The organism is Mycoavidus sp. HKI, from assembly GCF_020023735.2.
Classification (GTDB): domain Bacteria; phylum Pseudomonadota; class Gammaproteobacteria; order Burkholderiales; family Burkholderiaceae; genus Mycoavidus.
The window spans coordinates 568,672-581,023 of sequence record NZ_CP076444.2; the positions used below are offsets into that span (position 1 = coordinate 568,672).

Here is a 12,352-nt window from a genome sequence, read left to right on the forward strand (position 1 = left end):
GTCAAGCTTTTCTGCATGCTTTGCTAAACGCAAGGAAACTACGGCCATGAACCCCATTCAGAATATATCGACCCAGCTCTCTCAGTCATCTTCCCGCACTGCTCGCGAGCAAACGTCGATCCCAGCCAACTCCAGCGCTAGCGAGCCTGCGCCTGAAAAAGACGCACTGCCGGCAAACATACCGCAGCCGGACTGCGCTAGCACTGCAAGTAACGCTTCTAAAAATCCCGATGGCCATCGCTCCGACGCGATTTTAAATGAAACCGTGCGCACTGTGCTCCAAGCCAGGCTGGGCCAGAACATTGTGCGCAGCCCACAGTCACAGAGCGGTCTAACTCTAAGGATGATTCTCAATGAAGTTACGGGGGGGATGCCATCCCAGCCCGCTAGCATCGTTAAAATTAATGGACAGCCGGCAACAATGTCCTGCGTCAATGAGAATGGCGTTTCCTATTGGGGTTACCATTTTCTGAATAGTCACCGCATCGTGTTAACAACGGGCTCACCTATTTGGGGGCAGAGCGGCGGTCTTGAAACACTGTGCGTGACCGAAGGGCAGATTACGATCCGCTATGGGGCGAAACTCGAGCCGTTTGAACAACTGGATTTAATTGCCTACAGCATCAAAATAGAGGGTGAAGTGCAGGCAAAGCGCATTCATTTGTTAAGCGGACCTAGCCGGGTTAATTATGCGGAGACGGACCGCTGGAAGAGTGTAGCTTGCCACCAACTGATAGATCAGGAGGACTTAGCTGATCAAGGCCGGCTGACCTTAACTCAGCAAGCCAAAGTGCGCGCTGAGCGGCAACTCTGGATTTCGAGTTCGGGCGGCTTAGTCAATGCTGGAGAAATTATATCGAATAACGATTTGGAGTTGAAAGCAACAGCCCTTGAGGGTCCTGGCATCATCAGTGCAACACGTGATCTTTCGGTATCACTAGAAAATGATTATACCCATACCGACCACAAGGCTTTGCAGGCAGGGCGTCACTTATCGTTTGAGACTAAGGGTAGATTAATTAACCAGAGCATTTTGCATAGTAGCGGAGAAATGCAAATTTTTGCGGCTGAAGTCGATAACCAGCCAGACGCCTCAATCGATAGTGCTAGCACAACTATTAAGGCTGACAGATGCAGAAACCAAGGGGTGATAAGTGGCGGGGCGGTAAGGGCTGAGGCGCAATTTTTGAATAATGAGAAAGGCAAACTTGAAGCCTCAAGCGAGACCGGGGAGCTTATCGTTAAGGCCGATGAAATTAAAAATAGCTCAGCGCAAATGATCAATCGTGGTCGCGGAAAAACACACATTTCGGCGGCTAGAAAAATCGAAAATATTCAATCAGGTGTTATTTTTGGCAGGGGCGAGACACAACTCACCGCTCAACATATTGTGAATAGCTCCGCCGACATTCAGGATGAGCTTTCTAGCGTAAGCAAGGTGGGCATAGGCAGCGTTGTTGCGAGTTCAGATCATCTAAAACTCAGTGCGCAAAAGCTAGAAAACCGACGTGGCACGATTTATCAAGGCGAGCTTACCGCGATACCGGTCGGTACGATGGCTGACAGAGGAAAGGTATGGGTAGACGAGGTTAGAAAGCGGCAAGTCACGCAAGCGGACGATCAGCTTGCTCTGCCATTCGATAAAGACTCGGCAGAACTCGAACTGCGCGTAGTCAATGAGTTAGATAATGACAGCGGGCATATCGTGCATGCTGGCGGAGGCGATACAAGGATTATTGCAGGCCAATTCAAAAATAACACGGTGCCTGATGAGCGAGTCGAGTCGCCAGGTTTAGTAATAGGTTACGGGAATGTCACAGTAAATGCACAAAGCATACTCAATGGCCAAGCTAGCCAAGTGCTAGCGGGTAAGAATCTCAATCTAAAGGCTGCCCCATCCTCCTCAGCAATGACTTCCGCCTCTTCGCAAAGAGCATTTAAGTTACCAAATGAAGGAGATGTACCAACCCTGGCTCAAGGCGATTGTGTTAATCAAGGAATAGTGGCAAGCGGAAAACAAATGTCGATTAGCTCTACCCATATTGACAACCAATCAGAGGCTTTGCTTACGGGGCCTCAGATGCTTCTCAAAGCGGAAGATACGTTGAGCAATAAGGGGCTGATCTATGGTGACACTGTTGCAGTGGGTGCTAAGAATTTAAGTAATTTTGAGACAAAATATACTGTCAATGGATATAAGCCAAGCGTCATTGCAGCGAATACACGCCTTGATATAGGTGCTAAATGGCTTGAAAACAAAGATCACAGTCTGCTATTCAGTGGTGGCAATATGACTATTGGCCAGCGGCTTGATGCGCAAAATAAAGCGCTTGGCAAAGCGCTGCGCACGATAAACTCATCAGCGACGATTGATGCGGTAGGTCAACTTTCGATTAATACCTCTCGGTTAATCAATAAAACGGCTTATTTCAAAACTCGAGAACGGGTAGTCGATAAACAATTCATTTTAGAAATGCAGCCCGAAGGGTCGAGCCAGCGCTACCGCCTTGACCAACTCGCATGGGATGCAAGCCGAGGAGGTCGTCAAGTTGTGAAAGACGGCAGTGCCGCTCCGTTTGCTGACTATACTGAATACGGCTACATGCGTATTGTAAAAGACACGGTCGTCGAAGAAAGCCAGCCTGCGACGATCCAGGCAGGCGGCGATATGAAATTGTCTGGCCGGGTTCTCAATGACAAAAGTAAGATGATCGCGGGCGGCAAAATCCTCCCGCTAGATACTAGTTTCGAGATGGAGGAAAATCGTGACGCGATCAACTTGACTACCCAAATAGATGTGGGGCTTTCCCGTTATACGCGCAGTGATTGGCGCGGTCATTTCGGAGGACGTGAGCGTACATATAGTGATTTTATCCACTATAGAACGCCTTCTGTTATACAGCAAAGCAAATTGGATCTCACCACTCAGGCAGAAGGTAGGCTGGTTCAGCACGAACAACCTGATCTATTGAGACTACACGCTCACGATACGAGCGGTACGGTTATGGCGCGCGACGCAAGCAACCAGAATAGCTTAATTGTCCCGCTGCTGCCTACAAGCGGTATGCATATTGTGCAGACTGCACCTGAGCATCCTTTTTTAGTCGATATCGATCCACGTTTTAATCATACTGACTGGTCTCTATCGAGTAATTACCTATTAAACCTGATTGGCGTTAACCCGAGAAGCGCGCCTAAACGTCTAGGGAGCGGTTTTTATGAGCAGCAACTCATACGTGACCAAAGCATCGCTTTGGCAGGTCAATATGCACTATCGTATCAAACGAATCAAAGGGCTGAATACCAAGCTTTAATGAGAGCGGGTGCAAAATATGCGCAGCAGGCTAACCTTCAGCTAGGCATGCCATTGAGCGCTGAGCAGCAAACGTCATTGTCACGGGATATTGTCTGGCTGGTGAATCAAACGATTAGGCTACCGAATGGCGGCGAGCAAACTGTATTGGCGCCGCAAGTGTATCTCTCTAGCGCACGCATCCACGTACCGCGGCTAGGGGGCTCTGGTATAGCCGCCAACGAGATTGATTTGACGAGCCGAGGCATGATTAAAAATGCTGGCACGATGATTAGTACCGGGAAAATCAATCTTAACGCGCACATTATTGATAACCGACGTGGCGCCATCGTCAGCTTAGATCATCTCTCTCTACAGGCTAGCGAAGACATCGACAGCCGTGCTGGCATATTGGCCGGCAAACAAATCACCCTAGCAGCCGAGCAGGATATCCATCTACAAAGCCAAACCCAGACGACCCACGCGCTGAGCGGTAGCTTGACAACGCTAGATGGCTTAAGCCGGATTCAAGCGGAGCAACTGGAGGTCCGTGCTAAGGCGGATCTTAACTTGGCGGCAACTCACATCGAGGTGAGTCAAGCAGCCACTTTAGAAGCGGGACATGACCTTACATTAGGCACAGTCGCTACCGTAGAGCAACAACAACTGACATGGGACGAGCAAAACTCGTTAAGCCAAAGCAGAAAAGCCGAAGTGGGTACGCTCATTCAAACGGGCGGATCCCTTGAACTTAAGGCAGGCCATGATATCAATGCAGTTGGCGCTTATGTTCATGCCGGGGCCGCGCTTTCTGTCAAAGCGGGCCGAGATATTAACCTGGAAGCCGCTTATGAAGAGTACACTTTTGCGGAATCTCGCTACCATGAATTTAATCATTTATTATCTTCTTCGAGCGAATTAAGCCAAACTCAGCAATATAAAAAACAAGTATTAAACAGTACTTTCTCGGGCGGTACCGTCAAGGTGGAGGCCGGGCATGACCTCAGTGCTACGGGTTCAAACATCGTCGGCATGCATGCTGTGGGTTTGTATGCTGACAATGACATCAAACTAAAAGCGGCCAAGCAGATTGAGCAAGCGAGCTATTACTCAGTTGAAGAACGCTCAGGGCTTTTAGACAACGGCAGCTTAGGGTACACCATTGGCGAGCGCAAGCAAAAGGAGGCACTCGAGAGTGAAAGCACACCCTATATCGGCACTATTATTGGCAGTGTGTCAGGTCAGATCGAGGCCATAGCAGGCCGCGAATATCAACAAAGCGGTAGTCAGTTGGTCGCGCCTGAGGGCAATATCCGGGCTAAAGCGCTCAAAGGCACAGTCGATGCAGTCTATGAACAAGGCCGGCGCTGGCAACAAAGCGAGTGGCATCAATCTGGCTTGACCGTCTCAGTCAGCGCACCAGTGATTGCTGCTGCGCAAACCGGCCAGCAAATGCTTCAAGCCAGCACGCAAGTGAGTGATCCGCGCATGCACGCTTTAGCCGCTGGCGCTGGCGCACTCGCGGCTAAAAACGCCTACGATGCGATTCAAGCTGATCCCAAAGCCGCCGGCGGCGTTACCGTCAGCGTGATGATGGGTGAAAGCCATCAAGAGTTTCAGCAAACGCAACGGAGCGCAACAGCGTTGGGCAGCACAATTACGGCGGGCGGCACAGTGCACTTGGAGATGGAAGGTTCAGGCGAAGCGTCAACCCTCAATATCATTGGTTCTCAAATTGAAGCCAAACAAGATGTCCAACTCAAAGTAGAAGGCCCCCTGAAAATTGAGGCAGCGCCGAACACCTTTATCCAGCACAGTGAGCAGCACAGCCAGAGCAGCGCGGCAGGGTTAGCGGCCACCCTCGGAACCCATAGCTCATTAGGTGCTGCCGTCGCAATCAGCAGCGGGCGCGGCCACGCAGATGGCGTTGAGGTCAGTCATACGCCAGCTCAGATCAAAGCTGGCCGCAAGCTGATGTTAAACGCACAAAGTAATGTCCACTTAAAAGGCGCACAACTCTCTGGCCAGCAAGTCCAAGCCAGAATCGAGGGCGACCTTGAAATTGAAAGCGTGCAGAATGCGAGTGCCTATAACAGCCGCTATCAAAGTATCAGCGGCAGTGCTACAGCCGGTCCTGCATCTGCCGTGAGCATTAATTTCTCACAACAAAAGATAGATAGTCATTATCTGAGCGTAGCGGAGCAAGCGGGCATCCAAGCTGGCGAAGGCGGCTTCCAGATTGGAGTCAAAGGCGATACGAAACTGCTGGGTAGCGTGATAGTAAGTACAGATCGGGCGATTGAAGAAGGCAAGAATCAATTTATAACGGGTACTCTAGCGATCAGTGATATAGAGAATCAAGCGCGCTACAACGCAAGAAGCCTGGGCTTAGGTATCGGGTACAGCAAAGATGGCAAAGGGGTGGGTTCGAGTCAACGTGGTAAAGCGATTACACCGGCGCATAAGGGTAATCAGTTGACGAGCTTAAAAGGTGCCAGCGCCTCGATGCCGATAGCGATAAGCGCTTCTGGCCAAGCCACGTCGACCACCCGAAGTGCGATTAGCGGCGCTCAAATTGTAATTATGGATGAGCCGCGGCAGAAGGCGTTGACGGGGCGAAGTGTAGAAGAGACGATAGTTAGCTTAAATCGCAATCCGACTCATATCCATCAGGCGTTAGAGACGATCTTTAACAAAACTGAGATTGAGGCCGGCTTTGAGATCGTGGGAGCATTGGGCCGAGAAGCGAATGCGTTTATTGCGAATAGAGCCAGAGAAGCAGATCGTAAAATTGAGCAAGCTGAGCATCAAGAAGCGCTTGCGAATGAAAATGAATTGATGTCTGTAGAGCAGCGGCAGGAGTTACGTGAGACTGCGGCTGAATTACGCTCGCAGGCGCAAGCACTGAATAAGCAATGGGGGCCAGGTGGAACCTACCGTCAAGTGCTCACAGCCGTCACCGCAGCAGCGTCTGGCAATGTAACAGGTGCAACCGCACAATTTGTGCAAAGCGGCGTAGTGAATCTGATTCAGCAGCAAGGCGCAAGCCATATCGGCGAGTTAGTGAAATCTGGAGCGATCAATGAAGGCAGCCCAGCCCATGCAGCGCTGCACGCGTTAGTTGGACTAGGCGGCGCCGCGGCATCGAATCAAAGCATGAGCGCCGGTGCGATAGGTGGGGCTGTATCGAGCATTTTAACGCATGCATTTAGTCCAACTCATCCAGATGAAACACGCACAGAACAAGAAGCAAAACGCAACATTGCTACGACGCTGGTAGCCGGTGTTGCAGCGCTCGCGGGCGAGAACGCTGCAACGTCAGTCAACAGTGCGGTAGCAGCGGTAGATAATAACTGGCTGGCTACCGAGCAAAAAGCGCGTGCCCAAAAAGAGTTTGATGCTTGTGAAGGCAATCTGCTCTGTCAATCGAAAACATTCGTTAAATGGACTGGCGTTTCGGCCAAACAAGATGCATTGATTGGCGCAGGTTTTATCGAGGGTCTGTCGGAAGCAAATTGGGAAATGCTAGAAGGTATAGCAGCACTTGCATTGCATCCGATCAAAACTGTAGAGGGATTAATAGCGCTGGTTACCGATAAAGAAGTACGAACTCAAGTGGGTGAAGCAATCTCTGCCGAATGGGATGCCAAAATCAACCGAATAACGGTTGCAAAAGCAGAAGGTGGTGACCAAAATGCTGTGCAACTGGGGCGCGATGCAGGTAATTTATTTTACCAGGCAGTTACGACAATAGTTGCAGCAGGGGGGATTGCGAAGTTAGCGTCATCGCTTGGTAAGGCAGGCATTCATGTAGGCAAGAAAACACTAGAAGAATTTTTGCATGTTGACTTAGCGAAAGCGGGAAGAACCTTAGGACCCAATGGCAAACCACTATTGGATTCTAGTTTGTTGGTAACTAAAGAAGCAACTGCCCGTGCCCCAATTCCAAGTCAAACAATCACTACAACTATAAGCAGTAACAGATTGAATATGCAACTTGCTGCAGAGCAAGCTGCAGGCGTTCGGATGCCGACAGAGATTGTTGGCTATAGTAAACATGGGATTAATCATGCTATTTCGCGTGAGGGTTCGGGAATCAATCCAAAAAGTATTTTGGATGCTTGGAGAAATCCGATTGCTATTAAACATGTTCCAACTAAAGAGGGGCCTACCTTCCGTTTGGAAGGGAAAGATGCGACTGTCGTGATTAATCCAAAAGGAAAAATTGTTACCATTTGGCCACAATCTAAAATTGGAGCAAGGAAATGAATGCCAGGGAAAGATCACTTTTAAGAACGGTTGTTTCTAAGCGCAGCCCAGAGAATATAAAATTGGTTGATAATTTGCTTTCTGGGTCCTTAGATGACAAAGGAAGGAGAATCCTTATTGATATAGTAGGTGACGAATTGCTTACAGAGGGATTTGCTGGACCTGATTACTCTCTTAATGCAATCGGAGATGAATTAGAATCTTTAATAGATGCAATAAATCGCAAAGTATGGGGAGATTGATGAATAGCTAACCACTATAGGAAATATTAATGATCTCTATTGCTGAGTCTTTTGATAATGTAAGTGACCCCTGAACAAGTTCATGGGTTCTCAAATTGAAGCCAAACAAGATGTCCAACTTAAAGTAGAAGGTCCCTTGAAAATTGAGGCAGCGCCGAACACCTTTATCCAGCACAGTGAGCAGCACAGCCAGAGCAGCGCGGCAGGGTTAGCGGCCACCCTCGGAACCCATAGCTCATTAGGTGCTGCCGTCGCAATCAGCAGCGGGCGCGGCCACGCAGATGGCGTTGAGGTCAGTCATACGCCAGCTCAGATCAAAGCTGGCCGCAAGCTGATGTTAAACGCACAAAGTAATGTCCACTTAAAAGGCGCACAACTCTCTGGCCAGCAAGTCCAAGCCAGAATCGAGGGTGACCTTGAAATTGAAAGCGTGCAGAATTCGAGTACCTATAACAGCCGCTATCAAAGTATCAGCGGCAGTGCTACAGCCGGTCCTGCATCTGCCGTGAGCATTAATTTCTCACAACAAAAGATAGATAGTCATTATCTGAGCGTAGCGGAGCAAGCGGGCATCCAAGCTGGCGCAAGCGGCTTCCAGATTGGAGTCAAAGGCGATACGAAACTGCTGGGTAGCGTGATAGCAAGTACAGATCGGGCGATTGAAGAAGGCAAGAATCAATTTATAACGGGTACTCTAGCGATCAGTGATATAGAGAATCAAGCGCGCTACAACGCAAGAAGCCTGGGCTTAGGTATCGGGTACAGCAAAGATGGCAAAGGGGTCGAGTCAACGTGGTAAAGCGATTACACCGGCGCATAAGGGTAATCAGTTGACGAGCTTAAAAGGTGCCAGCGCCTCGATGCCGATAGCGATAAGCGCTTCTGGCCAAGCCACGTCGACCACCAGAAGTGCGATTAGCGGCGCTCAAATTGTAATTATGGATGAGCAGCGGCAGAAGGCGTTGACGGGGCGAAGTGCAGAAGAGACGATAGCTAGCTTAAATCGCAATCCGGCACAAAGTCATGCGGCGTTAGAGCCCATTTTTAACAAAACTGAAATTGAGGCCGGCTTTGAGATCGTGGGAGCATTGGGCCGAGAAGCGAATGCGTTTATTGCCAATAGAGCCAGAGAAGCAGATCGTAAAATTGAGCAAGCTGAGCATCAAGAAGCGCTTGCGAATGAAAATGAATTGATGTCTGTAGAGCAGCGGCAGGCGTTACGTGAGACTGCAACTGAATTACGCTCGCAGGCGCAAGCACTGAATAAGCAATGGGGGCCAGGTGGAACCTACCGTCGAGTGCTCACAGCCGTCACTGCAGCCGCATCTGGCAATGTGACAGGGACGACCGCACAGTTTGTGCAATCAACGGCCATGAATTATTTACAAAGCTTAGGTGCAGAAAAAATAAAAGAGATTTCAGATAATTTAAACAGTGAAGGTGTGCGCGCAGCTTTGCATGGGACATTGGCTTACGGCAGCGCTGCTGTGCAGGGGCAAGAGGGAGGTTCGGCAGCCTTAGGAGCAAGTGCGAGTGTATTGGTGAGCAACCTGCTGGGTTCAGTGGATGGTCTTTCTGCACAAGAGAAGGAGGCGCGTAAAAATTTAGTAACGGGGCTAGTGGCGGGAATTGCAGCAGCAAGTGGCGCAGATTCGGCGTTAGCGCAGAATGCGGCGCAAATTGAAGTGGAAAATAATCAGTTGGCGCTACCTTCCCAAGCACTGCCACCGATGGGGAGGCCCATGGCGCCATTGCAGCCATTTCGAATTCCAGGGAGAGAGCGGCATGAAGGTGAGGAGATACCGCTGTTTGGGGGCGTGCCTGATCGATCAAGGGATAGAGCGCGGCCGTTAGTGAGTCCTAGAGAGGCTCAACAAGGAGTTGAACCAATAACTACGCCGATGAATGAGGAGGTGAGTGCGTACGGGAATGCGATTTTTAGTGAGGCCCCAAAAGAGGAGGCTGTAGTTGTTGATATTGAGCAGATGCTCACTAATCAAGAAATTAAAGCTATTCGCTCTTATGAAAAACTTATTACCGAGCACGAACAAAAACTAAAATGGTTCAAAGAAAATATGACTACCAAACCAGGAATGGAAGGTCTAGCACCAGATATTGTTTCAAAACAACAAGGGGCACGCATAAGACACTTAGAAAAAGAAATTAAAACATTTTCTGATAATATCGATAAAATAAAAGGACACGGCAAATGAGCACCAATCTAGTAAAGCACAGTAGAAATTGTGAATTAATTATTTCATCTTTTGATGACTTTAATTCAACGAGCATTATTAAAGATAGAGAGCTTGTCTGTTTACTTATAGTAAACAATTTTTTTGATAAAGAGAAAATTTCACATCTTGTTAAAAAAATTATTGATCTTGGCGCAGTATTTTTCTTAACTTGTGGTAAATTTTCAGATGAAGTTCATGATTTAATTGATAAAATAATAGAGGTTGACAATAATAGAGATCTTTCTTACATTGCCACGACCTCACATAAAAATGAGGAAATAAAAGATATTTCATATTTTTTTATCCGATCTACATATTTAGATCCTAAGGAATATCGTTGTTTGGCACTTTTCGATAGATACGACTCTGAATCTATGGAATTGCAGTCTGAGTTAATGAAAGTATTAGACGAAGGTTATCAATGATAATTAGGTATTGTTTTTGATGGAAAATAATAAATTAGGGAAAATGTTATCGACGATCTTTAACCAAACTGAAATTGAGGCCGGCTTTGAGATCGTAGGAGCATTGAGCCGAAAAGCTAATGCGTTTATTGCGAATAGAGCAAGAGAAGCGGATCGTAAAATTCAGCAAGCTGAGCATCAAGAAGCGCTTGCTAATGAAAATGAATTGATGTCTGTCGAGCAGCGATAGGCGTTATGTGAGACTGCAACTGAATTACGCTCGCAGGCGCAAGCACTGAATAAGTAATAGGGGCCAGGTGGAACCTACCGTCAAGTGCTCACAGCCGTTACCGCAGCCGCGTCTGAAAATGTGACTGGGACGACCGCATAGTTTGTGCAAAGCGGCGTGCTGAATCTGGAGCGATCAATGAAGGCAGCCCAGCCCATGCAGCACTGCACGCGTTAGTTGGACTAGGCGGCGCCGCGGCATTGAATCAAAGCATGAGCGCCGGTGCGATAGGTGGGGCTGTGTCGAGCATTTTAACGCATGCATTTAGTCCAATTCATCCAGATGAAACACGCACAGAACAAGAAGCAAAACGCAACATTGCTACGACGCTGGTAGCCGGTGTTGCAGCGCTCGCGGGCGAGAACGCTGCAACGTCAGTCAACAGTGCGGTAGCAGCGGTAGATAATAACTGGCTGGCTACCGAGCAAAAAGCGCGTGCCCAAAAAGAGTTTGATGCTTGTGAAGGCAATCTGCTCTGTCAATCGAAAACATTCGTTAAATGGACTGGCGTTTCGGCCAAACAAGATGCATTGATTGGCGCAGGTTTTATCGAGGGTCTGTCGGAAGAAAATTGGGAAATGCTAGAAGGTATAGCAGCACTTGTATTGCATCCGATCAAAACTGTAGAGGGATTAATAGCGCTGGTTACCGATAAAGAAGTACGAACTCAAGTGGGTGAAGCAATCTCTGCCGAATGGGATGCCAAAATCAACCGAATAACGGTTGCAAAAGCAGAAGGTGGTGACCAAAATGCTGTGCAACTGGGGCGCGATGCAGGTAATTTATTTTACCAGGCAGTTACGACAATAGTTGCGGCAGGGGGGATTGCGAAGTTAGCGTCATCGCTTGGTAAGGCAGGCATTCATGTAGGCAAGAAAACACTAGAAGAATTTTTGCATGTTGACTTAGCGAAAGCGGGAAGAACCTTAGGACCCAATGGCAAACCACTATTGGACTCTAGTTTGTTGATAACTAAACAAGCAACTGCCCGTGCCCCAATCACAAGTCAAACAATCACTATAACTATAAGCAGTGACAGATTGAATATGCAACTTGCTGCGGAGCAAGCTGCAGGCGTTCGAATGCCGACGGAGATTACAGGATATACCAGGCACGGAATGAATCAGGCTATTTCGCGTGATGGCGGTATAGGAACAAATTCGAAAAGTATTTTGGATGCTTGGAAGAATCCAATACTTATTGAATATTTTCCAACGAATCGTGGCCCCACATTCCGCCTGACGGGCAAAGACGCTACAATTTCTGTAAATTCTAAAGGGGAGCTTGTCACTGTTTGGTCAACGTCTAAAATTGGAGCAAGAAAATGAATGCTAGACAAAAAGCTCTTCTAAGAGCTGTCATTACTAAGCGTAGTCCGGAGCATATGGAATTGATTGACGCTTTGTTATCAGACTCTATAGATAATGAAGGAAGATGCCTTCTAAGTCGTTTAGTGAATGAGGAGTTTTTGGCAGAGGGAATTGATCCAAATGATCCGGATTTTTCTCCCAATTCGCTTGGTAATGAACTAGAGTCTTTAATAGACGCCATATACCATAAAGTGTGGTGGGTAGTTGATGAATAAAGCAGATTTTAAATCTGTGTGATCCATAGACATTAAT

The 12,352-nt window shown here is 48.1% G+C and carries 8 protein-coding genes; all 8 read left to right on the plus strand.

Translation table 11 applies throughout. The features are described 5' to 3' along the window. Positions 1 to 46 precede the first annotated feature (46 nt). The 8 genes from KMZ15_RS02385 to KMZ15_RS02420 all read left to right on the plus strand — a co-directional run bounded on the left by KMZ15_RS02385 (position 47) and on the right by KMZ15_RS02420 (position 12,315). Entirely contained in the window at positions 47 to 7,561 is a 7,515-nt protein-coding gene (locus KMZ15_RS02385) for a hemagglutinin repeat-containing protein (protein WP_223693795.1), read from the plus strand. Then, the gene (locus KMZ15_RS02390) at positions 7,558 to 7,803 is read left to right on the plus strand and encodes a hypothetical protein (RefSeq protein ID WP_223693798.1); all 246 of its coding nucleotides are present in this window, start codon (positions 7,558 to 7,560) and stop codon (positions 7,801 to 7,803) included. Before KMZ15_RS02385 ends, KMZ15_RS02390 begins: the two co-directional genes overlap by 4 nt. An 82-nt stretch (positions 7,804 to 7,885) precedes the next feature. Continuing rightward, positions 7,886 to 8,602 (plus strand): hemagglutinin repeat-containing protein, encoded by a 717-nt coding sequence (locus tag KMZ15_RS02395; protein WP_223693800.1) that lies wholly within the window; start codon positions 7,886 to 7,888, stop codon positions 8,600 to 8,602. Next, complete coding sequence (locus tag KMZ15_RS02400; RefSeq protein ID WP_223693802.1) at positions 8,574 to 10,016, plus strand: VENN motif pre-toxin domain-containing protein; 1,443 nt, start codon at positions 8,574 to 8,576, stop codon at positions 10,014 to 10,016. The genes KMZ15_RS02395 and KMZ15_RS02400 overlap by 29 nt, the downstream gene beginning before the upstream one ends. Beyond that, a complete protein-coding gene (locus KMZ15_RS02405) occupies positions 10,013 to 10,462 on the plus strand; it encodes a hypothetical protein (RefSeq protein WP_223693804.1) in 450 nt (149 codons plus the stop codon). Before KMZ15_RS02400 ends, KMZ15_RS02405 begins: the two co-directional genes overlap by 4 nt. 19 nt (positions 10,463 to 10,481) lie before the next feature. Continuing rightward, positions 10,482 to 10,691: a hypothetical protein gene (locus KMZ15_RS02410; RefSeq protein ID WP_223693806.1), complete on the plus strand. Its 210-nt coding sequence runs from the start codon at positions 10,482 to 10,484 to the stop codon at positions 10,689 to 10,691. A 239-nt stretch (positions 10,692 to 10,930) separates the two neighbouring features. After that, entirely contained in the window at positions 10,931 to 12,058 is a 1,128-nt protein-coding gene (locus tag KMZ15_RS02415; protein ID WP_258134756.1) for a hypothetical protein, read from the plus strand. After that, a complete protein-coding gene (locus KMZ15_RS02420) occupies positions 12,055 to 12,315 on the plus strand; it encodes a hypothetical protein (RefSeq protein ID WP_223693810.1) in 261 nt (86 codons plus the stop codon). The genes KMZ15_RS02415 and KMZ15_RS02420 overlap by 4 nt, the downstream gene beginning before the upstream one ends. Positions 12,316 to 12,352 lie beyond the last annotated feature (37 nt).